Raw genomic sequence first — 23,461 nt, 5'->3', positions numbered from 1 at the left:
AGAATGTCATCAATATATAATTTCATAACGCGGTGCTTTTGCTCTCTTCAATTTTTAGTACTAGCTAAATGTTATGAATAACCACTCACAGAAAATACATTTCAAAATGCTGAATTTAACCGGAACACACAAATAGACACTGTGAAAGGTACTCAATGTCATGATTTGTTGCGACAAAACCCTGGAAGCAGGAGGTGTGATATGGTAGTTCCACCTACTACTGGCATACCTAACGCAGTACTGACCGGTATTGTGACAGGCAGTATTATCGCGATGGGTGCAATCGGGTTAGCACTGGTGTACAGTATTGCAGAAGTTCCTAACTTTGCACACGGTGAGTTACTCATGATCGGGGCGTTCATCGCGCTGTTCGTGAACAAACCGGGCACCGTGCCGCTGTTCCAGGAGTGGACGACCGGTGCGCGTTCCGTCAGTTCCGGAGGGTTCGTCGCGCTATTTCTGCTGGGCGGACTCGGAGTACTCGCGATACTGTACCTCCTCGACGGGCGAGATGCGTTACGCGGTTCGTGGTGGCCGAGACGACCGCCTACAAGCGTCGCGTTCGTGGTACATCTCCTACTGGCCGTGGTCGTTGGGGCTGTCATCGCATTTGGCGTCCCGTCGATCTGGGCAGGGATTTTGCTGGCGGCCGTCCTTGTCGGTGTTATCGCGCCGCTGACCGAGAAAATAGTGTACCGGAAGTTCCGCGAGACTGATGCCGAACTCGCTACGATGCTTATCGTCTCGCTCGGCGTCTCGTTCATCCTCAGGTTCGGAACACAAGCCATCTACGGCGGACGCTCGCGAAGCTTTGAGCTGCCTCCGGTTTCGGATGTCTTCGGGACGACAGTATACGTGACTGCCGCGAAGTTCCTCGATTTCTATGTCACGGCGTCGGGCCTCGTCCTGCAGTTCCGTGATTCTGGACCGACCTCGCAGGAGGGTCTCAACAGCGTACCTGTGTTCACCCTTGGCTATCCGTGGCCGCTCGTTGTGGTACTGTTGCTACTGGTTACTGGTCTCACGGTCGCCGCGTACGTCTACCGCAAGCGTATGGCCGACTACACGGAAGCTCAAACGATCGGCCCGAAGCTCACGGGTGCCATCATGTTCGTCGTCTCGCTGGCCGTCTTCGGGTGGCTGCTTGCCGGGAGTCGAACCGTTCCCCAGACCGCCGCCGGCTTCATCTACGCGACCCGATTGCGCATCTTCCCGTTGAAGATGCTCATCATCCTCATCGCGCTTGCGATGATGGCGTCGCTTCATGTCCTGTTACAGGAGACGAAGCTCGGAACCGCGATGCGAGCGTCATCGGGTAATCTGAACCTCGCACAGGTTACCGGTATCAACACCGACCGCGTGATGATGGCGACGTGGATTATCGCAGGTGTGTTCGCGGGCATCGCGGGCGTCCTGCTCGGTCTAACGCTGTCGCGCGTGCAAGTCAACATCGGCTTTTTCCTGTTGTTGCCGATGTTCGCAGGAGTCATCCTCGGGGGAATCCGTTCCATCTACGGCGTCATCATTGGCAGTTTTGTCGTCGGACTAGCGATGGACATCGGATTCACGATTCTGCCGGTCGGGAATAACTACCGCATCCCCATCGCGTTCGTCGTCCTGTTCATGGTACTGCTCGTCAAGCCTGAAGGCATCGTGGGGGGAAGCTAACCATGGCGATTTCGGGAAGCCTCGTTTCGTTCGGCATCTCAGTCGGTATCTTCGGCATCCTCGCAGTGGGGATGAACATTAAGTTCGGGTACACCGGATTGCTCGAAATCGGGCACGTGGCGTTCTACCTGCTCGGCGGGTACATGACCGCCCTGTTGGTGTTGCCGCCATCGTCGCCCGGACAACAATATATCCTCGGCCTCGGTTTGCCGTGGGTCGTCGCAATTCTTCTTGCATCGTTGTTCGCGGGGGCAATAGGAGCACTCGTCTCCCTTCCAGCAATCCGTCTCCGTGAGGATTACCTCGCCATCACGCTGCTCGGGATGGCGTTTATCGTACAGCAACTGTTCCGATCTGAGCGCTGGCTGGCCAACGGACCGCGTGCGCTCGCCGGATTCGAGCGCCCCTTGAACAGTCTGTTCCCGGTTCCCGGTGATACACTGGGGAGCGCGATCGTGTTTGGCGTCTTAGTGGTGCTATTCTGGATGGCTGCAACATACGCGCTCGCTCGTCTGTCAGAAATCACGGCAGTCGACAGCGGTCGAGAAGCAGTCGTTCACGGCGTTTTCGCACTGACCACGCTCGGCGTGGGCTACCTCTTCGGCCGGCGCGCCCGCTCCGGCGCTGAGGATGTCAATACATTCGATGTACTCGTCGCCAGCCTCCTCGTTGGCGGCATCGCGACGGTGGTGACGCTTGTGACACCCGACGTATCCAACGAATTGGTCGCGCTCGTGTTCGTCGGTGCGTTCTCATTATTCACGTGGGCGTACGCGTATGTCCGTATTCGGCGCTACTTTTCCAAGGCGACCGCGTTCGACGCGCTCTACGGGCTTGGGTTGACGACACTATTCTTCGCCACCCTCGCCCCGCTCGTCGTCCTCGGAAACAACCAGAACGACACGACCAGTGCCATCGGCATGCTCATGACTGTTGTGTTCCTCGCGGTGTACATCTACGGACTCGTGTACCTCAGTCGGAACTGGAACCACTACGGGTCGGATAACGTTGACCTGGTCTCCATCGTCGGCATCGGTGCTGTCTGGCTGTTCCTCGTCCGCTATTTCGTGGTGTCTCTCGTCACGTCGATACAGTCCGGCGGTGTAAGTACGGTGTTCCTCAACACGTTCCAGAACCTAATCTGGCTGCTGCAGTTCGACCCGAACCTCGGCATCGGCATCGAGTACGACCGCTTCCTATTCGTGATGGTGTTCACGTCGCTTGGCCTGATGTACTATCTCTCGGAGACGACGGTGAATTCGCCATTCGGCCGCGTCCTGAAGGCCATCCGTGAAGACGAGGACGTCGCCACAGCACTCGGCAAGAACACATTCACCTACAAGGTGCAGGGGATGGCCGTCGGAAGCGCTATCGCAGGGTTTGCGGGCGGTCTCACCGCTATCCAGTTCCAGTCGCTGACGTGGTCCATCTTCCGCATCGATGTAACGTTCTTCGTCCTGTTGATGGTCATCATCGGCGGCACAGCAAACAACCGAGGAGCGATTCTCGGGGCGGTCATCTTCTGGGCCTTCTCTCGGATGACGTCCGACCTTGCGGAGTTCTTCCCGACGGCTGCCGGATCCTCAATTCAGGCTCTTCGGTTGGTCATCATCGGTGCGCTCCTCATCGTCATCCTATACTATCGCCCCGAAGGCATCTGGGGTGAGAAACACCGGACAATCGAGGTGGATTCAGAATGACCTCACTACTAGAAGTCGAGGACCTATACAAGTCGTTCGGCGGCATCATCGCCGTCGACGGAGCATCGTTCAGCGTCGACCAGGGAACTGTCACCGGGCTCATCGGCCCGAACGGTGCCGGCAAGACGACGACGTTCAACCTTATCAGCGGGTTCTACGAACCTGACAGCGGCGCCATCAAGTACCGAGGCACCGACACGCAACAGATAATGCGCCCGAGTCGCGAGGAGAAGGGCATCTGGTACGGTGCTTCGGGGGCGACGTTCGGTGGATTCGCCCTGTCGGCTGCCGCCTACTACGGGCTGACATCCCCGATGCTTGCCGGTGCGACCATCCTCGGCGCCGGTGTCGGTGCTGCCGTCTACGCCGGCCAGGAGCGATACAAGGAGACCGCCGGGTACTACCATACTCGCCCGTTTCGATTGGCGAACGAGGGACTGGTTCGGACGTTCCAGATTACTCGCGAGTTGAAGGGGATGACCGTCCTCGAGAACATGATGCTTGCAAAGAAAGGACAGTCGGGCGAGAACCTCCTGAACGCCTGGTTCAGACAAGGAGCCGTTGCTGAGGAGGAAGCAGAACTCCAGCAAGAGGCCTACCAGATGCTAGAGTTCCTTGAAATCGATCACCTCGCAAACGAGGAGGCGGGGAACTTGAGCGGTGGACAGCGTAAACTTGTCGAGCTAGGTCGCGTACTTATGATGGAGCCCGATCTCATCCTGCTCGACGAACCCGTCGCCGGCGTCAATCCAACACTGACCCGGAAACTCCTCGAACGTATCCGCGACCTCAGGGCCGACGGGTACACGTTTCTCATCGTCGAACACGACATGGAAGTAATTATGAATCTTTCAGACACGATCATCGTCATGAGCGAAGGCAAGAAATTAATGGAAGGGGTACCGAGCGAAGTGCAGTCAGACAAACGCGTTATCGACGCGTACCTGGGGGGCTGACGGATGACACTACTCGAAGCCGCTGATATCGTCAGCGGATATGGCGACGCCGAGATACTGCATGGCGTCTCGATCGACGTCAACTCGAACGAAATCGTCTGCATCATCGGGCCGAACGGCGCCGGCAAATCCACGGCGATGAAGGCTATTTTCGGTCTTATCCCGTGCTGGGACGGCGCCGTCACGTACGACGGGCAAAACATCACTGACAACCGTCCCGACGAAATTACGCGCAAGGGGATGGCGTACGTCCCGCAGAACGAGAACGTCTTCCCGAACCTCACGGTAAAGGAGAACCTCGAAATGGGGGCGTACATCCTCGACCACGTTCCCCAGGAGACCTTGAACGAGGTGTACGACCAGTTCCCTATTCTCGAAAAGCGTAAGAATCAACGCGCCGACAGCCTCTCTGGCGGACAGCGTCAGATGCTCGCAATGGGGCGTGCGCTGATGGTCGACCCCGGACTGTTGCTCGTTGACGAACCGTCAGCAGGACTCGCCCCTGACCTCGTTGATGAAGTGTTCGACAAGATTGACTCCATCAACGAGTCAGGGACTGCCATCCTCATGGTCGAACAGAACGCTCGCAAGGCGCTCAGCCGCGCCGACCGGGGCTACGTGCTGGAAATGGGGGAGAACCGTTTCGAGGACACCGGCGAAGCCCTGCTCGACGACGACGAGGTGGCTGAACTCTATCTCGGCGGCGGATCAATCGACGAGGAGAGCCAATCGACCGGGGGAGATTAGGAAGACTTACCGATTTTTTAGCTGAAAGAGAGGGTGCTAAGCACCCGTCCTCGAGGAGCGACCGACGGGAGCGAGGAGGGCGGGGATACAGTACCTGCACGATCGTCACACACCCCTACTCACAAACACTTAATAAATTACACTCCATAGACGAAAGCAAGTCGCATGGAGTACAGTCCACGATACCGTCTCTTTCCCACCACCACCCAACGGGAGAGTCTCGACTGGACTCGTGACACCGTGCGACAACTCTACAACCACGCCCTCCACGAATTCAACAAGATACCAGAAGACGAGGGGACGCTTCGACAGCGTGTCTGGCACGTCCGAGATGAACTGCCAGAACTCAAACAACAGTGGACTGACCTCAAACAGGTCTACTCCACCGTCTTGCAGAAAGCTGTCGAGCGTATCCGCACCAACATCAACAACCTTGGCACACTCAAAGCCAAGGGCTACGATGTTGGCTCGTTGAACTGGAAGTCACCGCGTGAGTATCGGAGTTTCACGTACCGGCAATCGGGCTTCGAACTCGACACGAAGAGTGGCCCGCGAGACCGAGCGAGACTCCGACTCACAAAAGTTCGTGGTGAAACCATCGAAATCCCACTCCGCCTTCACCGCGACCTTCCCGACCACGATGCTATCAAGGAAGTCACGGTGAAGAAAGAACCCACAGGAGCGTGGTACGCCTCGTTCTGCATCAGCACCGACACGCCAGAGAAACCAGACCCAGCGGACATTGAGCCGGAAGACACGGTTGGGATCGACCTCGGCGTTCTCACCTTCGTCCAGGATTCGGACGGACGCTCCGTCGGACGTCTTGACTTCTCCGACGAGCGAAAACGCCTCGAACGTGAGCAACACGCTCTTTCTCGCAAGCAATACGAGTCGAACAACTGGGAGACGCAACGGCGGCGAGTCGCGACGGTCCATGCTCGCATGTCGAACAAGAAGCGAGATTATAAACACAAGCTCGCACACTATTACACGACCGAGTACGAGGCAGTGTTCGTTGAGGATTTGAACGTGAAGTCGATGCTCGAAGCCAGTGGCAACGCTCGGAACAAGGCCGAAGTCGGCTGGCGAAACTTCATTACGATTCTGAAACATCACGGTCGGAAGAACGAGTGTCACGTTATCGAAGTCGAACCGAATGGCACGACGAAAGAGTGTGCATCGTGTGGCGTGGAGACGGCGAAACCGGTGTGGGTTCGGGAACATTCCTGCCCGTCGTGTGGGTTCGAGTTGGAGAGGGATTGGAACGCGGCGTTGAATATCCAGTCGCGTGGTCTGGAGAACCTAGGAGTGGTTCACTCCGAAGCAACGTCTGTGGAGACTGCGACCGCTGTGGATACAGTTCCCGTATCTGCTGCCGTGTTGAATAGCGATCCAATCGGCTGATATCACGGGTTAGAAGGGCGAAGCCGAGGAAATCGATTCTGACCTATGGAAGTCGATCTCCTCGACTTCGTTGAGCAGTGTCGCCACCTAGCCAAACAAGCGTTGGGGAAGCACGCGGGCGAGCCCGCCAGCGGCGGGTTCGCCCGCTGGGTGCACGTCGTTCTGCACTGTTTCCGGCTCGAAGACGGCCACAGCTACCGTGAAACGCCGAATCGGCTGAAGTACATGACCGAGATTCGTGATGTGCTCGGCTTAGACCGAGACGATCTTCCTGAGTTCACCACGATCTACAAATCGTTCGACCGTCTCAAAATGTGGGTGTGGCGGGCGTTGCTGCGCGTTTCAGCGCAGCAACACCCGCAGTCTGGTCACGCAGCTCTCGACAGTACGTTCTTCGACCGCCGCTCAGCCTCCTCGTACTACCGCCAGCGGTCTGGAAGTGACGTGCAGACGCTGAAAGTGACGACATTAACCGATGTAGACTCACTCGCTGTTCTCGACGTGCATATCTCAGCACGGTGGAAACACGATACGAAGACTGGGCCGCAGGTCGTCCGCCGGAACGCGGACGACCTGCTGTCCGTCTCGGCTGACAAAGCCTTCCACAACTGGCACACCAAGTACGAATTCTATGCGCTCGGTGTCGAACCGCTCATCTTACAACGTGGATCGAGACCACTCACGGTAGGACATAACGCGCTCATCCGGGCAAAAGGCTACTCACAGCGCTGGATGGCCGAAACCTCGTACTCAACGACGAAGCGCTCGCTCGGCGACGCCGTGCGAGCGCTGGGCTGGTATCGACAGTTTCGTGAGATTGTCCTCATGTTCGCCATCGCCAATATAGAACCGCTCTGTGAGCCACTCTAACTATGATTCAGTAGCTATTCAACACGGCAGTATCTGCAAGTCGCGTCGTCGAAGCAGGAAGCCCCGCCCTCAAGGAGTCGCCAAAGGCGACGAGTAGGGCGGGGTAGTTCACTCGCCCTTGCTAATTTCTTACACGAATGCAAGGAGGATTCCGACGATTGATACGGTCTGCTGTACCGATGTACCGGTGCACCCGCAGGACGGTCGCGGTTGCACCGGCAATGACGTACAGTAGTCCGTATGAATGGCACTGACCGGCCGATCTATGAATCAGTTGGCAAACGTCCTAGACGAGGCTACCGCTGTGCGTCACGGCGGCCCAAGAAAACAGAGTCGTCCAGTCGCGGGCTACACCTTGCCCTTGAAGAACGACTGTGGAACTGTCTTCACCGACTCCACCTCCGCGTTCGTCTGAACCTGCAGGATGGCGAACCGGTTGAGTGGTTCGAGGTTTTCGTTCAGATCTACCGGACTGGATGCACCTTGATAATTAATGGACTTGTCGTCGTCCAGCGCTTTCTTCGCCTTGTCGAACTCGCCAACAGTGACTGTCTGGCCACCAGACTGTGAAACCGACTGGATGTTCTTCGCGATGGCGGTTCCCGACGCCTCACCCGCCTTGTGGATGGCGAGTCCCATGAGGAATGCGGCATCGTAGGAGTGCGGCGAGAAGACGGCAGGTTCGGCACCGAACGCCTGCTTGAACTTCTCAGCGCCCTTCGTCGACTTCGGGTCGGGCGAGGAGACGTACATATCCTTCACGATATCCGGAATCTTGTTAAAGAAGTCCGTGGAGTTGAGCCCCTCGCTGAGAACCCACTGGCCACCGTAGCCGCCGTCGCTCCACGTTTGAAGAATGGACTGGCCGGATTCGGGATACCCGACGAACCCGACCGCATCCGGATTACCCTCGAACAGTTTGTCGAGCGTTGACGTATAATCGGACGTCTTCGAGCTGTAGGGGACTAGCTGGAGTGTCTCCCCGTTGAAAGCCTGCTGTGCCTTCTTCGCCAGTCCCTCCCCGTACGCGTTGTTGACGTGGAGGAAGGCAGCTGACTCGGCCTCGACGAAGTCGTTCATCGCCATTCCCATAACGATGCCCTGTTGGGAGTCGTTCGGCGCCGTTCGGCCGAAGTACTTCGTCTCGTCTGAATCGCCGAACCCGATATTCTTGAGCACCGGGCTAGTCGATGCCGGACTGACCTGCGTCACTTGATCGCTTGCGATGGTCTTGGCCAGCGGAACGGACACACCGGAGGATGCTGCCCCGACGAACCCGATGATGTTGTTCTCGCTCACGAGAACCTCGTACTTGTTCTTCGCCTTCTGGGAGTCTGTCTCGGAATCTTTTTCGAAGTGCTTGACAGTGCGTTCGAGCGGCCCGCCAGCGTCGTTCATGTCCTTTACTGCGATGTTGACACCCTTCTGCATCCCCGGACCGAAATCCGAGAGGTCGCCAGTGATGGGAAGAATGGATCCGAAGTTGATGGGACCGCTACCACCACCACCAGTAAGGCTGTCGACGCAGCCCGAAAGTGCAGTAAGGCCTCCTACACCTGCAACACCCGCCGCTTTCAGGTAGCTACGCCGGGATTGTTTGTGTTTGTCTGCCATACACCTGCGTCGTTAGTAGCCGAGTTTAAAATATTTGTGTATACATATTAACGATTTTAGATGATAAAAATAATGATATTATTGCGCGTTTTTGTCTGAGCGGGAGCGGTCGAAATAGCAGAATATATTTATTTCTTATATTTCAATACGGCGAGAGCCACGGTTGGGAACAGCTTGACTGGACCGAGTCTGGGATAACCAGAACAAGTAACAGGACGATGGGCGGTCACCCCAAACAAAACTCAACTGGACAGCCGCGACTTGCTAACCTGTCGCGGCTCACACAACCACCTCCAGCTGGTTGGTATCGTCACTATGGACCATTATATACGCAGGATGTAACCAAGTTACAGCAAGCCTAGGCCGGGATTTGAACCCGGGCTCTCGTCCTTACCAAGGACGCGCTTTACCGCTAAGCTACCCAGGCGCGCACTCGTTCGTTGACCGGAGTCGTCTTTATGGGTTTCGATTCGATCGGGCCGTGCGTCAGTCTGGCTCGGTCCGATCGCGCGGTCGTGACCGGTGGTCAGGGGTCGGTCGCCGACGTCGCCCGATCGGTCGGCCCCTCCTCGAGCGACCGGTCGTGGAACGACGGTTCGAGATCGGTGAGACACTCGCTCGCCGGGGGGAACGAGGGGCCGATGGCGTCGGCGAGATCCGTTGCGACGGCGAACAGCCACGGTGACGGCGTTTCGCCGACGGCGACGGCGCCGGTGAGGACGGCGAGTTCGAGGACGTCGCGCTCGAGGTTGGCGTCGATCGCCGTCGGATCGATACCGCCAGTCTGACCCTCGGACCGGGGGTCGCCGTCGCTGCCGTCGTCGGGGAGGTCCGTGCGACTGGTCTGATCGCGCCCGAACGACTGGACGGTCCGGACGGCCTTGCCGGCGGCCTCCGTACGTGCGAGCAGGTAGAACCCGCGGGCGACGAGGATGTCGGCGGCGAGAATAGCGAGATCGCCATCGTCGGCATCGGCATCGGCGGCGGTCCCGTCGGTCGCCGTCCAGGGTTCGTCGTGGGCGAGCGTTCGGGTCAGGCGTAGTCCCTCGTAGATGAGCTGGACTCCGGCCGAGTGTGTGATGACGCGGTCGGGTTCGCACTCCCCAGTACGGTCGGTATTCTGGTCGGATGCACGGTCTCGATCGGCCTCGGAGGGACTGGGACGAGGGAGATCGCCCTCGAGCGCGTGCCCATCTGCTGCCATCGCCGCGGCACTCTCGAGTGTGAGTGTCCCGGGGACCATCGACGCTCGATCGAGGATAGATTCGATGTAGTTGTGCAGTTGCGGTGGTTCGACGTCCGCGACGGCCTCGACGGCGGCACGCCGACAGCTGTCGGCCTTCTCCATTAGCGGGGGGTTACGAGGGCGGAGCCAAAGACCTTTGGAAACGCCCGGTCGACTGCTGCCATGATCGACGTTGACACGACCAGCTCGATTCGCACCGTTACGTTCGACCGCCCCGAGGCGCGCAACGCCCTCACCATCGACGGGCTCGAAGCCCTCGAGGCTGCGATCGAGGGAGTCCACGAGCCGGTGATCTACCTCCATGGACGCGGGCAGGCCTTCTCTGCGGGGGCGGATCTGAACGAGGTCGCAGCGCTCGAGGGAAATCGCGACCGCGCGACCGAGTTCGCACGCCTGGGCCAGCGCGTCGCCCGGTCGATCGAGGATTCGCCCGCGGTCGTCGTTGCGGGGATCGACGGCCCCGCACGCGGCGGCGGCCTGGAACTCGCACTGGCCTGTGACGTCCGGGTGGGGACGCCGGGCTCGACCTACGGCGAACCGGGCGTCAGCTTCGGTCTGTTCGGCGCTTGGGGCGGAACCGTTCGATTACCCCGCGTCCTGGGCGAGGGCGACGCGCTCGAGTTCGCGCTCTCCGGGCGGTCGATCGACGCGGCGGAGGCCCGTCGGATGGGACTGATTTCGCGGGTCGAGGACGAGCCCCGATCGGTCGCCGAAGAGATCGCCGCGAACGCGATCGATGCGCTGGCCGCGTTGAAACGACGGATTCGAGACGACGACGAACGCGCGACGCAGGAGCGACGCGAAGCCCGAGCCTTCGCAGACCTCGTTGCCGCCCACGCGGACGACGTCGACGCGCTGCTCGAGTGAGCGGCGAGCGGAATTAATATATACGTTGACAGGTACGTCCCTGGTATGCCCGGCCCCGTGTTTCTAGAGGGAGAACGCAGTACGCTGCGACCGATCGAAGAAGAGGACCTCGAGTTCCTGCAGGCGCAGGCCAACGATCCGCGAATCTGGCGGCCGATCGGTCGCTCGAGGCCGCTCAACCTGGAGCAGGAACGGGAGTTCTTCGAGGACGTCGTCTGTGGCGACGAGAACGTGGTGGTCATGATCGTCGTCGAATCGGAACCGGTCGGAACCATCGCGCTCAACTGGATCGACTGGGAGGTGCAAAAGGCCGAACTCGGATACTGGGTCGCATCCGACCACCAGCGACAGGGTTACGGCACCGAGGCGGTGGAACAGATCCTCGAGTACGGCTTCGATCAGCTCGGGCTCCACCGGATCGAAGCTCGCGTGTTCGAACTCAACGAGCCGTCCCGCCGGTTGCTCGAGTCCGCCGGCTTCACGCAGGAAGGCGTCCACCGTGACGTCGAATTCATCGACGGCCAGTACCAGGACGCGTATTGGTACGGGTTGCTCGAGGACGAGTGGCGAGAGCAGGATGGCTGAACTGACGCCAACGGCCTATTCGGCTATTCGAGCGGTTCCGGTGCCGGCGGCACGGTGCGCTTGTGTTCGCTTTGTTCGTACATCCGCCGGACCTTCTCGACGGTCGCTTCCTCGACCTCGAGCAGGCGGCAGGTCGCGGCGACCGAGAGCGGCCCGTCGATGTGGGTCGCGAGGATGTCGTCGAGCGTCTCGTAGCTGATCCCCAGTTCCTCCTCGTCGGTCTGGTCAGCCCACAATTCGGCGGTAGCGGTCTTTTCGACGAGTTCCTCGGAGACGCCGACGTGAGAGGCGAGCTGACGAACTTGTTGCTTGTAGAGGTTCCCGATCGGGTGACAGTCGACGGCCCCGTCGCCGTACTTGGTGAAGTAGCCCACGGCGGCCTCGCTGCGGTTTCCGGTCCCGACGACCAGCCGGCCCTCGTGATTGGCGACGAGATAGTTCAGAACCGCTCTGACGCGCGCTCGTGCGTTACCGACCGCTTCGTGGTCTCCCTCCGCGTCGGGATACGCCGACAGCAGGGCGCCGATGATCGGTTCGATTGCGATGACGTCGTAGCTGATCCCGAGATCCTGTGCGACCCGCTCGGCGTCGCTCATGTGCCCTTCGCTGCTGACCGTCCCAGGTAGGACGAGCCCGTGGACGTGGTCGGTGCCGAGGGCGTCGACGGTGAGATAGCCGGTCAGCGTACTGTCGATTCCACCCGAGAACCCGAGGACGACACCGTCGGCATTCGCGGCGGCGACCTGATCGCGAACGAACTGCGTGATGTGTTCGCGCTGGCGTTCCAGTTCCGCCTCCGAAAAGCGAAGGTCGATCATGGGAGACACTTGGGAGGCAGCGGTCTAATAGGCTCCCCTCTCCGGGAAAAAGTGACCGAGCGGTCGGTTTCCACGGAATCGTGCACCGGGCGTTCGACCGCCGTTCGGCGAGCGCTCGAGGCAGACGGGCTCAAGCGGGAGCGGGTGAACGGGTCGGCGCGTCCAACCACCGGAACTATCGACAGAACGGGTGTCGGACGGCGCTACGCTTTGCTACTCAGCTTCGATTGTCTGCCAGATATCTTATACAACGGGTGGGTTCGGTCGATGATGCGGGAACCTGCATAGTAGGTCGCAAGATGAGTCGATACACAATCCGCCGTAGGTACCTACATGACCCGAGAAGAGGAATCAGCGGCTGCTCAGGCACAACTCCGCCACTAGAACGTTGAGACTTACGTGCAGTACGACCAGGTGCCTGTAGAGGACCGACGAAACGCTCTCGATCGTGTGGAATAGCGCGCCCCGAGAACGGGGAGCGGAGAGCTTAAATTTGTAGAACTGAAACGTTTGCTGCGGAGCGCGCGGTTGGTCCAGCGGTAGGACAACTGCCTCCCACGCAGTTAGCCCGGGTTCAAATCCCGGACCGCGCATTGTTCACTAAATTCTTTAAAACCACCTCTAAATCTTGCAAAATGCGGTGTCTGGTCTTTTAATTCAAATCCATATAGTTATGTTATTTATGTTGCTCTGAGAAGCAGTATCGCATGGCGTCTGTTTACACAAAGCAGGATTGTATCTCGTCACTCCGAGAAGCCGTACGGAAATTGGAAACGTCACCCACACAAGCGGAGTACCGGGAACTTGGTCTTTCGCCATGTGTGACGCATATCTGTGATATTGTAGGTGGCTGGAACAAAGCGAAACGCGCCGCAGGCATTGAGACGTATGAACAAGTCGGGGAAGCGTATGACCACGTTCCACTCTACCCGGATTCAAACGGCTATGAGAGATGGGGTCACACGCATAATGGGGTGCAAGTTGAGGTTAGCGTGCATCGCCTTCTCGCGGTTGCTGAGCATGGAATTGACAAAGTAGACGGTAAGCAGATTCACCATAAGAAGCCGATCCCGTGGTTGAACACCCCTGATAATATAATTGCATTGACGAAGCGACAACACCTTGCTCTCCATATTCTCATAGAAGACTTCGAGGTGACGCTTGAGTAATTCCTACGGGAATTATAGGTCAGCTATCTATCGAATATCTTATGACTTTGGGTAATCTCAGAGACGGATAGGAAGTAAAATGAGTGAGTTTGAATTCGGTGCACGAAGCGATAGAACTGCCGTTGCGGTGCGGTCCCGCGTAGCGCCACTGAACTTGCCAAGCTCGTAGGCCGGGTTCAACTCCCGGCCGGCGCATGTTTTCGGTGGGCGGATACTCGAGTTACGTGAGCGCCGTATGCAGAAACGGTTGTTCAGAACGGCGACTGATAGTTTTATTGGTTAGCCACTGCTAGCGACTAGCATGGTCACCTTCCAACGGTTATACCGGCTGGTGAATCCAAATGAGCGGCGGGTAAACGAGCGAAAATAGAAATCATCCGAATCGGACGGAGGCGTTACGACGGACGCACCGCTGACTCCGGGCAGGACCGGACCGCCCGCCGAAGAGCAGTCATACCAACCGGGAGAATACGGAGATGAGTCAGAATATCCACAGTGGTAGCTAAATCGAGAATCCGTCCCCGAATCGACGGAGAACGACGAAGACTGATCGACGATACCGTCGTTAGTTTCACTCCCTCGTCGGCGGTTCACTCCTTCGAGGTCACCGTGTGTCGCGTTAGAACGGCGAGAGGAGCTCTCAGTCGACCGGATTAGAGTATCACGCCAGAGCGGAGTTTCTGTTTTGCTGGCCACGTCCGGCCTCTCGTCGATGCAGGAAAAGAGATCCGGCGAAAGAAGAAATCCGACCTGCGAACCGAGCACAAACCGAGCGGACTAGTGAATGCCCATCGCTTCGATCTGCTCTTGATACCGGTTTCGGATGGTGACTTCGGTCACCTGCGCGACGTCGGAGACCTCCCGCTGGGTTTTCTTCTCGTTGCAGAGCAGCGACGCGGCGTATATCGCGGCGGCGGCGTAGCCGGTCGGTGACTTGCCCGACAGGAGGCCCTTCTCGGTCGTCGTATCGATAATCTCGTTGGCTTTGGCCTGGACCTCCTCGGACAGTTCGAGTTCGGAGCAAAAGCGCGGAACGTACTTCTTCGGGTTGACTGGCTCCATCTCGAGGCCGAGTTCCTGGGCGACGTATCGATAGGTGCGGCCGATTTCCTTGCGCTCGACGCGGGAGACGGCAGCGACTTCCTCGAGCGAGCGCGGGATGCCCTCCATGCGACAGGCGGCGTACAGGGTGCTCGTCGCGACGCCCTCGATGGAGCGGCCGCGGATGAGGTCTTCGTCGAGCGCCCGCCGGTACATGACGCAGGCGACTTCGCGGACGGATCGTGGGATGGCCAGCGACGATGCCATCCGGTCTGTTTCGGAGAGGGCGAACTGCAGGTTTCGTTCGCCGGCGTCTTTGGTTCGGATGCGCTCCTGCCACTTTCGCAGACGGCGCATCTGGTTGCGTTTGTCAGAGGAGATGGAGCGACCGTACGCGTCCTGGTTCTTCCAGTCGATGGACGTCGTCAGTCCCTTGTCGTGCATGGTCTGGGTCGTCGGCGCGCCGACGCGGGACTTGGACTGCCGTTCGGAGTGATTGAAGGCGCGCCATTCGGGTCCGTGATCGATGTTCGTCCCCTCGACGATCAGGCCACACTGGTCGCAGACGAGCTCGCCCTGATCCTCGCTCTTGACGAGCGTTCCCCCCTCGCACTCGTCACATACCCGCTCACGATCCATTGGGTCCTGTGTTTCTTCGGTCGTTTCAGGATCGCGCTCACGTTGGCGAGGTGGACTAGCCATTTCGTGTTGGTAACGACGGTGCAAGAACTTAAGGACTTGGCACAAAGGGACCGGCATTGAATTCGGGTCCGGGCCGGATAGTGTGCGAAAGAATATACGACACGGTCACAGGTACCCGAAGAGGGTTCCGACCAGCACCAGCACCCACATCGCGGTTCCGACCAGCAGCATGTCGTTGAACTTCGAGTTACGAGCCGCTCGTTTGGCCGCGCCGCCTGCGATCAGGCCGAGCGCGACGACGACGAGCATCCGCTGGACGACGACGTCAATGGGGAGCGAGTCGACGCCGAGCAGACCGTAATCGAGCCAGACCGCCACCGCGAGCGAGCCCGCAGCGACGACGGCGGCGTCGAGGCGGCGCGTGAGCCCGCGTGCGATCAGGTACGTCGCCACCGGAATTCCGACCCCGATGATCGGATAGAGCAGCGCCGCAATCTGGTGAGGCGTGAGGAATTCGGCGCGGTGCTCGAGGAAGATGCCGCTCATCCGGACGCCGAGGTAGAGGGCGAGAACGGTGACCAGCAACAGGAGGTGACCGGTCTCGAAGCGGCCGTAGGCCGCGGCGATCCGGCGCCGGTCGACGTCCGTCAGGTGGTCGTCGACGGCCGTGGACGTCCGCTGGCTGATCCGCTCGGTGGATCGGCCGGTTCCGCTGACGGTATCGAGACCGTGCCCGCGTGCACGGACGCCGACCAGCGTGGGGATGACGAACAACCCGGTGAATTCGACGAGGGTCGCCCACCCGTCGGTATCCGACGGACCGCCGTTGGCGAGGTAGATGCGGCTGACGTCGTCCTGTGGGTCGACCCGCGGATGGGACATGAACTCGGATTCGACCTTCTTCTGTGCGGCTTTGGCGCCGTCGACGCGGTGTCGGAGGGTGAACCAGTCGAAGTGTTCGGTGTGGGTCTGCATGGCGACCCAGTCGTCGTCCTCGTTCGGGCTTTCGTAGAGCCGGATGTGATATCGCTGGCCGTAGTAGTCGCCGTCCTCGAGTTGGAGCGTTTCGGTCGTCCAGTAGCCGCGCTCGTTCGGACCGGGATCGAGATAGGCGTAACGGACACCACCGTCTGCTTCGCCCCAGTCGAGATCGGGGATGGGGCCTCGCGGTCGGTCTGACGCCCCCTCGTCGTCGGTCACGTTGGTGAGCGATTCGTTGGTGGCGTTCGAGGGCGATTCGTTGGTGGCGTTCGAGGGCGATTCGTTGGTGGCGTTCGAGGGCGATTCGTTGGTGGCGTTCGAGGGCGATTCGTTGGACACCGTTTCGTTCCCCGCTGCGGTCTCGTTTTCCGTGGCGTTCCCGCCGCCGAAGAGAGCGTACGTGTCCGGGAGCGCCACTTCCTCCGACTCGTTGACTTCCGACCAGTCGCTGTCGCCCGCTTCGGTCAGGGTCCGTTCGACGTCGTCGACGTCACCGCGGACGATCACGTTGATCGGGCTCCGCTTCTGGAACCCCTGGCGCGGACTGAGATACCGCCAGAAGCCGCTCTCGGAGTCCTCGAACGAGACGACGTCCGGAGCCGCGTCCGGATCGACCATCTTCTTTTTCGTCGTATCCTCGGACGTAATTTGTCCGGTCGACAGCGACAGCACCATCGACGGACCGCCGATCAGCACGAACGCGAGGACGAGCAGGATGGCGGTGATGACGAGCGAGCGACGCATCTTCCATCACTAGCGATGGGAAACACATCAAACCATGTGTAACGAAATCGACAGACTCGCTCGAGAACCGGCGATCGGGGAGGCGGAATCGGGTCCGAACGGTCGACCGACCGTCACGTCCGAGGGATGCGTTGCGCTCGCGCTCACCAGGGCGGGCTCGTCATTCCGATCTGACGCTCGGTCCGACGGTCGTGACGGGCACGGGGGCCTCGCGAACGACGCGCTGGGAGACGCTGCCGACGACGTTGCGTTCGTATTCGTCGCCGCTCGTTCCCATGACGACCAGGTCCACGTCGTTGGTGGCGACGTAGTCGACGATGCACTCGGCCGGGTGACCAGTGTCGACCGCCGTCACCGTTTCCACGCCGCGATCGGCAGCCCGGGTGGCCGCTTCGTCGACCGCCGCTCGAGACGTCGCCTCAAGGTCCTCGCGGACGCGTTCGACGCGGTCTTCGTCCAGAACGAGAAAGGCGCGATCGTCGACGACGGAGAGGACGTGGAGGGTCGCGTCTCTCGTTGCCGCGACGTCGATCGCGTGATCCGCGACGGTCGTCGAGTGGTCACTGCCGTCCGTTGGAAACAGGATCGTCTCGTACATCGCTGTCTACGTAGCCCTCTCGAGCGGACGGACAAAGGAGTTTGCTACGTTCTATTCCGGTGGAAATTCCCGGGCCGTCGACGGGCTAGATCCCCGGAATGCCGAGCACGTCGGGTGTGACGATACCAACTGCCGCGAACACGTAGACGATTCCCACCGCGACGATCCAGGCGATGAAGCCGATCGCGACGGCCGATCCCCAGCCGCCGGGGTACCGCCAGTTGATGATGCCGATCCAGATGACCAGCATCAGCAAGATACCCAGAACGGGGATCCAGCCAACGAAGAAGCTCGTGAGCCCCCATGCGACGGCGCCGATCAGCGCCGTCACCGCCGCGTTCACGAACCCCGCATCACGGTCTAGAACGAGCCGTGCGCCCGCGAGGATGGCGACTGTTCCAACGAGCAAACTCAGGACGAAGATCAAGATGGAGTCCGCGACGGCCATGTTAGGGTTTCCAGCTGAGTTCGATATCGATTGTCTCGCGGTCCCCCCGGAGCATCGAAGACCGTTCGACGACCTCGACCGAAACGTCGACGTTCTGGGGCGGATGAAGCGACACGTCCTTGTTCCCGACCGGAACGGTAATCGTTTCCTCTCGCTGTACCGTTTCCTCTCCCTGCTCCTCTCCCTGTATCGTCGTTCCTCCTCCCTGTTCGAACTCGGTGGCGAGGTCACGGAGGTACGCGGAGAGTTCTTGTCGAGGCAGTGTTTCGTCGGCCGTCGTCCGTTGCGCCATACGGAAATATGGCGGTTCTGCCCGCAAAAGTATGGACAACGAACGTCGTCCTAACACGGAGTTACCCGAGCGAAAGCCACTGAAACAGTTCACTCACCGAACTAGAATCGGCTTTGCGACCCGAAATCGCAGCACGAACAGCGAGTCATCACCGTCATCGACACGCTCTCGGCCCCCGAATCGCTCTCCTCCTCGTCGAGAGGCGTCGACTTGGTCTCGTCCGTGGCCCCGTCTTCGACCTCGAGTACGCGTTCGAACCAGTCTCCGGTATCGTCACTCACGGCGACCACCTGCGGGTGATCGCCACGGCGCGGCCGAACGCAACGAGGAGTCTTGCTGGCGACGCAGCGGACGCGTACTCAAGCGGACGGACGCCATACTGGACACTGCGGCGGAATCGTCGGGGGTGCACGTGTCCGGAATCCTCCTCGCCCGACTACCCTCGTTGCCACCGCCGGGACAAGCGTGGCTTTTTGACGACGGGGCGGGTAGCCGCGGACGATGGACGTCGCCGTCGGAATCGTCGCCCAACGCGACAACGAGCGTGCACAGGAACTCGCCGCGGACCTCGTCGACGCCCTCGAACGCGAGGGTGCGAACGTCGTCGTCGACGAGGCGACCGGCGGGGAGATTACGGCGACCGCCGCCTCGGTTTCTGCAATGGCGAGGCGCGACCTCGTCGTGAGCATTGGCGGCGATGGGACGTTATTGTTCGTCGCCCGCGAGGTCGGTCCGACACCGATTCTCGGCATCAATCTCGGCGAGGTCGGCTTCCTCAACGCCGTCGTTCCGGACGACGCACTCGCGGTCGTCACTGATCTCGTCGCCGAACTCGAGGAAACGGGCACCGTGGACGGGCGCGAGCTAACCCGACTTCGAGCGACGGGCGTCGACGAGGACTGGACGCTCAAGCCCGCACTGAACGAAATTCTCGTCCACGGACCACGCCGAGGCCCCGGTGGTGGCGCGACGGTCGAGGTTCAGGTCGACGGAGAGCGGTACACCGAAAGCCACGTCGACGGCGTGCTCGTCTGTACGCCGACCGGTTCAACCGCCTACAATCTCAGCGAGGACGGCCCGCTGGTTCACCCGTCGGCCGACGCGCTCGTCGTAACACAGATGGCCGCCGACGATTCGATGCCACCGCTGGTCGTCGAACCGACGACCGAACTCACCCTCACTGTCTCCAGGACCGAGAGCGCCTACGCGATCAGCGATGGACGAAGCCGACGGCGCCTCGAGCCGCCCGCAACAGTTTCTATCACGCTCGCGGACGACTCCGTCACGCTCGCCGGTCCGCAGGCTAACTTCTTCGACGGCCTCGACAAACTCGAGTAGCGTTTCGAGGGCTATCGGGGATCATCGGTGCCGACGCCCTCGACAAGGCCCTCGAGCTGTGCCGGTGGCACCGCACCACGGGCGACGTGACCGTCCGAGACGAACGTCGGAACACCGGTGACGCCGGCCTCGTGTGCGTCCGTAAATCGCTCCTCGAGTTCGGCTCGCCAGTCGTCGTCATCGATGGCCGCTTGGATCTCGTCAGTCGGGAGACCGACAGTTTCGGCGAGGTCGAGTACGACTCGACGGTCACCGATGTCGCGTCCATCCTGCCACAGCCCCGTGTAGATCGCCTCGTCGAACGCGTCCCACCGATCGGGATACTCCCGGGTGACGTACCACGAGGCCACCTGCGCGTCGAACGAATCGATGTCCGTTGCGATGTTCAGACTCATCTCGACGCCGTACTCCTCCTGGAGTCGGCGGACGTTCCGCTTTGCCTGCTCGTAGTACCGGTCGTCTTTCCCGTCGTCGACGTCGCGACTGATCGTCCCGTCCGGGTTCCGCTTCCTGTGCCGGAGATCGAACGGGTGCCAGTCGACCGCCAGCGGTTCGTCGCGGCGCTCCCGATACTGTGCGAGCGAGCGCGTGCCCAGAAAGCAGAACGGACAGACGTAGTCGGCGTAAATCGTAATCCGGTCGCCGGTCGGCGTCCCGTCAGCGTCGGTATCAGCGTCGGCCATACCGACGGTTGGGAGCCGCCAAGGAAAAGATACCGGCCACCGCAGACGGCTCGCCGACCGTGCCTCGAGCGGAACGCGTCGCGGGCGGGACGACGTACGGGGAGGGCTGGATCGCGGACGGGATGGACCGTGGGACGAGCGGAGAACCGCAGGGCCTCCGTACCCGCCCGTTCAGCTCTGTCCGCCGGTCGTTGCTGCGTCCGCGCTCGTAGCGTCCGACTCTGTCACGTCCGGCAGGTTCGGATCGCGGTACGGGTTGCGACCGTAGGCTGGGAGGTCGTCCTCGAGTTGCGATTTCAGGACGCGCCGCAATCGGTTCAGGCTCGTGGTGTCGAGCCCGTAGTCCGCTGCGAGTCGCTTGAACGTTCCGTCGTCGGTGATGTCGTGGGCTCGGTACTGGGCGAACAGTTCTTCCATCCTGTCGGCCGACAGTGACTGCGCGTCGATGTCGTCGAGCCCGAAATAGCGCTGTCGGTCGACGTCGACGACGTGGCGAATCACCACGAGCGCGACCTTCGGAATCGCACGCTGGCTGCCGAACTCGGTGAGATCGATTTCGTCCATGACGCCGAGCGCCAGATCGCGCTGCCAGGGCGTCACCTCGAGGGCGTTACACAGCGCCTGCGTCGTCCGGAGTCGATCGAGCCGGTGGGCGCGTTCGCTGTAGCCCGGCGTCGCCGCATGCTGTTCGTCGTGCAGGCGGCGGACACTCTCCGAGAGGTCCGCGTCGGGCGACGCTGCGCGGCCGATGACCGTCGCACTCGGCGTGACGACTCCCCATCGTCGAACCGACGAATCGCGCTGTACGTCCGCCCGTGAGAGCGAGCCGGAACCGGGCCGCGTCTCGAGACGGCGTTCGCGTTGGGGGTCAGGCTCGACGCCGTCCGCTGCGGTCACGTCACCCGCCGCGGGTGGACCAGGGTCGGCACCGTCGTCTTGCATCGTCTGTCGCTCGGAGGGGAAGCGTGAAAAAGGCTCGCTCCTTTCAGTACCGCATCGGCCTGACTATCAGGCATTCAGACAGGAACTGCGCGGTTCGAACGGGTTACGAGCGCCAGTGGCGGACAACCGGCCTGTGCCGGACAGCGGGTAGCCTCGCTCTCGAGTCAGATGGAGTCGCGAAAGATCCTTCATAGCTTCACCTTGTGACCAGAAGCACGTAAAGAACGGCGCGAAATCCGAGCGGACGAGGATGGGGCAAAAACCGAGCGCGCGAGTACGAGGCGAAAACCGGGCGGTCGGATTACTGGACCGCCGCGATTAGCTCGTCGATGAACGCGTTTAACCGAGTCGTACTGGGGCCGTCGTGGGCGTGAATTGCGGGGTCGATATCCCGCGGGGGGCGTGCGAACTCGGACCCGACCGCATCACCGATCACAGCCGACCCATCGCCCGCACGTTTCCGCTCGAGCAACGCTCGCGCGCGCTCGATCCGCTCGTCGGCGAAGACCGCCGGAGCCTGTTCCGAGAGGAAGCGATCGAACGCGAGCGCCGGCAGGTCGTGGTGGCCACGTTCCCCCGTTTCTTTCAGATAGCGCGCGGACATGGCCGCTCGGTAGACCGTGAGGTTTCGCTTCACCGTGGGTTTGGTCGCCGTTTCCGTGAACCGGTCGTCGTCGGCTGCGACCGTCATCGTATCGTCGTCGGTCTCGACGACGTAGCTATCGCCGTCCGTATCGACGATCGGGAAGAGTTCGTCATCCGTGCGGACCAAGTGGTGGGAGACGTACTTCCGGTAATTGCTCGTCGCGATCCCACGCCACGCGTGATAGAGGTCGATCGGGTTGTACGCTCGTTCGATGTACGTGGCGAGGTCCGCGGGGTCGTACACGACGCGATAGCGAATCGGGCTCCGAAGGAGATCGATCGCACCATCGTTCGAATCCGCGAGCAGGCCCGCGAACGTCCGCACGTCCCAGCCCTGGAACTCGAACTCGCCGTCCGCCGCTTCGATCGCTTCGGTCACGCCATCTATGTGAGCGTACCGCCGAAGATCGGTCGGCGCGTAGACGAAGCCGACGTCGTAATCGCTGTCGGGACTCGCCGCGCCCCAGGCGCGGCTCCCGCGAGCGACGGCAAGCGCGACCGCGACATCGTACTCGCGTTCGATCGCGGTCAGATGGTCGTCGACGGTCTCTCGAACGTGGTCGGGAACTGTCGCCATAGCAGCGACTCGATGATAGCGAAATCAGGGCGCAAAACGTGAGTCGACCGGGTGACGAATGCCCTTCGTAGCTTCACCTTGTGACCAGAAGCACTTAAAGAACCGCGGCCGGATGCGACCCGGCCATCCACCGTCGATGGCGAAACCGGACGGCGGCGAACGTGGCGATCGCTCGTTGCGAACGCACCCGCCGCTCACCAATTTAGCCGACTCGAGAACGACGGCCTCCCGTCGTAGCTACACTTTGTGACCAGAAGCACTTAAACGACCGCGGTCGGGACGGTCGCGCATCGATCCATTGACCGACAGCGAGCGCCTTTCGAGGGACCGTCGCACAGTCGCCTCCGTTACCGTTCGTGGCGAACCCGGCCGCGTTTCGACCGGCCGAAACGCTCGCGTGGTGCAGCCGCGAAACTCGTTCGACCAGTACGTTTTCAATCCGGACAGGGTATGTTGCAACGATGACCGACCTCCATGCAACACCGTTCGGGTGGGGCCCGACTGAAACGTACAACGACGTCACCGCAATACTGGCCGTCGCCCTGGCGGTACACGGTACGGACGGACGGGTCACCGCCGTCGGTGCGACGTTTCTCCTCCTGTCCGGGTTTCGTCTCCCACTGACGGTTGCAGAGTGTCTCTCGATTCGCTCGAGCGATTCGTGAACCGTGTTCCGGTACGGAGACGGGGCTCGCTTCCGAATGACGAGGTCGAAACGCAGTGTCGTGACTATCGAACCACGGTGTCACAGAAGACCCGTCTCCCGTCGTAGCTACACCTTGTGACCAGAAATACTTAAAGAAACGAGCGCTCGAGCCGTCCTCGGTATCAGTTCGATCCGTGCCCGAAGGCGACTACTGGTTCCGAAAGGTTGAATCGCCCGCTC

At 60.6% G+C, this 23,461-nt stretch carries 23 protein-coding genes and 2 tRNA genes; 12 read left to right on the top strand and 13 right to left on the bottom strand.

Going from position 1 to position 23,461, the window contains the following annotated elements:
- Positions 1 to 201: 201 nt before the first annotated feature.
- From NJU76_RS09660 to NJU76_RS09635, 6 genes are all read left to right on the top strand, one after another.
- Positions 202 to 1,668: a branched-chain amino acid ABC transporter permease gene (locus NJU76_RS09660; protein ID WP_254527952.1), complete on the top strand. Its 1,467-nt coding sequence runs from the start codon at positions 202 to 204 to the stop codon at positions 1,666 to 1,668.
- A 2-nt stretch (positions 1,669 to 1,670) separates the two neighbouring features.
- Positions 1,671 to 3,368, top strand: coding sequence for a branched-chain amino acid ABC transporter permease (locus NJU76_RS09655; RefSeq protein ID WP_254527950.1), 1,698 nt, complete (start codon positions 1,671 to 1,673; stop codon positions 3,366 to 3,368).
- The gene (locus tag NJU76_RS09650) at positions 3,365 to 4,324 is read left to right on the top strand and encodes an ABC transporter ATP-binding protein (RefSeq protein ID WP_254527948.1); all 960 of its coding nucleotides are present in this window, start codon (positions 3,365 to 3,367) and stop codon (positions 4,322 to 4,324) included. Before NJU76_RS09655 ends, NJU76_RS09650 begins: the two co-directional genes overlap by 4 nt.
- Before the next feature lie 3 nt (positions 4,325 to 4,327).
- Positions 4,328 to 5,071, top strand: coding sequence for an ABC transporter ATP-binding protein (locus tag NJU76_RS09645; protein WP_254527947.1), 744 nt, complete (start codon positions 4,328 to 4,330; stop codon positions 5,069 to 5,071).
- Between the two features lie 165 nt (positions 5,072 to 5,236).
- Entirely contained in the window at positions 5,237 to 6,475 is a 1,239-nt protein-coding gene (locus tag NJU76_RS09640; RefSeq protein WP_254527945.1) for an RNA-guided endonuclease InsQ/TnpB family protein, read from the top strand.
- Between the two features lie 45 nt (positions 6,476 to 6,520).
- Positions 6,521 to 7,345: an IS5 family transposase gene (locus tag NJU76_RS09635; protein WP_254527944.1), complete on the top strand. Its 825-nt coding sequence runs from the start codon at positions 6,521 to 6,523 to the stop codon at positions 7,343 to 7,345.
- A 348-nt stretch (positions 7,346 to 7,693) separates the two neighbouring features.
- On the opposite strand, the gene NJU76_RS09630 is transcribed toward NJU76_RS09635, so the two are convergent.
- From NJU76_RS09630 to NJU76_RS09620, 3 genes are all read right to left on the bottom strand, one after another.
- Complete coding sequence (locus NJU76_RS09630) at positions 7,694 to 8,959, bottom strand: ABC transporter substrate-binding protein (RefSeq protein WP_254527942.1); 1,266 nt, start codon at positions 8,957 to 8,959, stop codon at positions 7,694 to 7,696.
- Positions 8,960 to 9,314: 355 nt separating this feature from the next.
- Positions 9,315 to 9,386: transfer RNA gene (locus NJU76_RS09625), tRNA-Thr, on the bottom strand.
- A 99-nt stretch (positions 9,387 to 9,485) separates the two neighbouring features.
- Positions 9,486 to 10,307 carry a DUF7114 family protein gene (locus NJU76_RS09620; protein WP_254527940.1) on the bottom strand — a complete coding sequence of 274 codons (822 nt, stop codon included), beginning with the start codon at positions 10,305 to 10,307 and terminating at the stop codon, positions 9,486 to 9,488.
- A 60-nt stretch (positions 10,308 to 10,367) separates the two neighbouring features.
- On the opposite strand from NJU76_RS09620, the gene NJU76_RS09615 reads away from it, so the two are divergent.
- Together NJU76_RS09615 and NJU76_RS09610 are read left to right on the top strand one after the other, a co-directional pair.
- A complete protein-coding gene (locus NJU76_RS09615) occupies positions 10,368 to 11,072 on the top strand; it encodes an enoyl-CoA hydratase/isomerase family protein (RefSeq protein WP_254527938.1) in 705 nt (234 codons plus the stop codon).
- Positions 11,073 to 11,117: 45 nt separating this feature from the next.
- Positions 11,118 to 11,657, top strand: a complete 540-nt coding sequence (locus tag NJU76_RS09610) for a GNAT family N-acetyltransferase (protein ID WP_254527936.1) — start codon at positions 11,118 to 11,120, stop codon at positions 11,655 to 11,657.
- A 23-nt stretch (positions 11,658 to 11,680) separates the two neighbouring features.
- Here NJU76_RS09610 and NJU76_RS09605 read toward each other — a convergent pair whose 3' ends face one another.
- Positions 11,681 to 12,475, bottom strand: coding sequence for an NAD+ synthase (locus tag NJU76_RS09605; RefSeq protein WP_254527934.1), 795 nt, complete (start codon positions 12,473 to 12,475; stop codon positions 11,681 to 11,683).
- Positions 12,476 to 12,997: 522 nt separating this feature from the next.
- Between NJU76_RS09605 and NJU76_RS09600 the strand changes: the two genes are divergently transcribed.
- Together NJU76_RS09600 and NJU76_RS27025 are read left to right on the top strand one after the other, a co-directional pair.
- Positions 12,998 to 13,068: transfer RNA gene (locus tag NJU76_RS09600), tRNA-Gly, on the top strand.
- A 114-nt stretch (positions 13,069 to 13,182) separates the two neighbouring features.
- Positions 13,183 to 13,644 (top strand): homing endonuclease associated repeat-containing protein, encoded by a 462-nt coding sequence (locus NJU76_RS27025; protein ID WP_425604265.1) that lies wholly within the window; start codon positions 13,183 to 13,185, stop codon positions 13,642 to 13,644.
- Between the two features lie 777 nt (positions 13,645 to 14,421).
- Here the strand turns inward: NJU76_RS27025 and NJU76_RS09595 are convergent.
- The 6 genes from NJU76_RS09595 to NJU76_RS09570 form a co-directional block, all read right to left on the bottom strand.
- Entirely contained in the window at positions 14,422 to 15,387 is a 966-nt protein-coding gene (locus NJU76_RS09595; protein ID WP_254527932.1) for a transcription initiation factor IIB, read from the bottom strand.
- A 105-nt stretch (positions 15,388 to 15,492) separates the two neighbouring features.
- Complete coding sequence (locus NJU76_RS09590; protein WP_254527930.1) at positions 15,493 to 17,052, bottom strand: hypothetical protein; 1,560 nt, start codon at positions 17,050 to 17,052, stop codon at positions 15,493 to 15,495.
- 160 nt (positions 17,053 to 17,212) lie between these two features.
- The gene (locus NJU76_RS09585) at positions 17,213 to 17,650 is read right to left on the bottom strand and encodes a universal stress protein (protein ID WP_254527928.1); all 438 of its coding nucleotides are present in this window, start codon (positions 17,648 to 17,650) and stop codon (positions 17,213 to 17,215) included.
- An 85-nt stretch (positions 17,651 to 17,735) separates the two neighbouring features.
- Positions 17,736 to 18,098, bottom strand: a complete 363-nt coding sequence (locus NJU76_RS09580; protein ID WP_254527926.1) for a hypothetical protein — start codon at positions 18,096 to 18,098, stop codon at positions 17,736 to 17,738.
- Position 18,099: 1 nt separating this feature from the next.
- On the bottom strand, positions 18,100 to 18,390 hold the full coding sequence (locus NJU76_RS09575; RefSeq protein ID WP_254527925.1) for an amphi-Trp domain-containing protein: 291 nt from the start codon (positions 18,388 to 18,390) through the stop codon (positions 18,100 to 18,102).
- 101 nt (positions 18,391 to 18,491) lie between these two features.
- Positions 18,492 to 18,671: a hypothetical protein gene (locus NJU76_RS09570; RefSeq protein WP_254527923.1), complete on the bottom strand. Its 180-nt coding sequence runs from the start codon at positions 18,669 to 18,671 to the stop codon at positions 18,492 to 18,494.
- Between the two features lie 220 nt (positions 18,672 to 18,891).
- On the opposite strand from NJU76_RS09570, the gene NJU76_RS09565 reads away from it, so the two are divergent.
- A complete protein-coding gene (locus tag NJU76_RS09565) occupies positions 18,892 to 19,728 on the top strand; it encodes an NAD(+)/NADH kinase (protein ID WP_254527921.1) in 837 nt (278 codons plus the stop codon).
- A gap of 11 nt (positions 19,729 to 19,739) precedes the next feature.
- Here the strand turns inward: NJU76_RS09565 and NJU76_RS09560 are convergent, their stop codons facing one another.
- From NJU76_RS09560 to NJU76_RS09550, 3 genes are all read right to left on the bottom strand, one after another.
- A complete protein-coding gene (locus NJU76_RS09560) occupies positions 19,740 to 20,411 on the bottom strand; it encodes a DsbA family oxidoreductase (protein ID WP_254527919.1) in 672 nt (223 codons plus the stop codon).
- Positions 20,412 to 20,582: 171 nt separating this feature from the next.
- Positions 20,583 to 21,353, bottom strand: a complete 771-nt coding sequence (locus NJU76_RS09555) for a DNA-directed RNA polymerase subunit epsilon (RefSeq protein WP_254527918.1) — start codon at positions 21,351 to 21,353, stop codon at positions 20,583 to 20,585.
- A gap of 301 nt (positions 21,354 to 21,654) precedes the next feature.
- Positions 21,655 to 22,575: a nucleotidyltransferase domain-containing protein gene (locus NJU76_RS09550; RefSeq protein WP_254527917.1), complete on the bottom strand. Its 921-nt coding sequence runs from the start codon at positions 22,573 to 22,575 to the stop codon at positions 21,655 to 21,657.
- Between the two features lie 461 nt (positions 22,576 to 23,036).
- Between NJU76_RS09550 and NJU76_RS09545 the strand changes: the two genes are divergently transcribed.
- Positions 23,037 to 23,240: a hypothetical protein gene (locus NJU76_RS09545; RefSeq protein ID WP_254527916.1), complete on the top strand. Its 204-nt coding sequence runs from the start codon at positions 23,037 to 23,039 to the stop codon at positions 23,238 to 23,240.
- Positions 23,241 to 23,461: the final 221 nt, after the last annotated feature.

Source organism: Natrinema gelatinilyticum, assembly GCF_024266705.1.
Lineage (GTDB): Archaea > Halobacteriota > Halobacteria > Halobacteriales > Natrialbaceae > Natrinema > Natrinema gelatinilyticum.
Note: the sequence above shows the minus strand (reverse complement) of the source record. Positions and strands in the feature narration are given on the sequence as shown.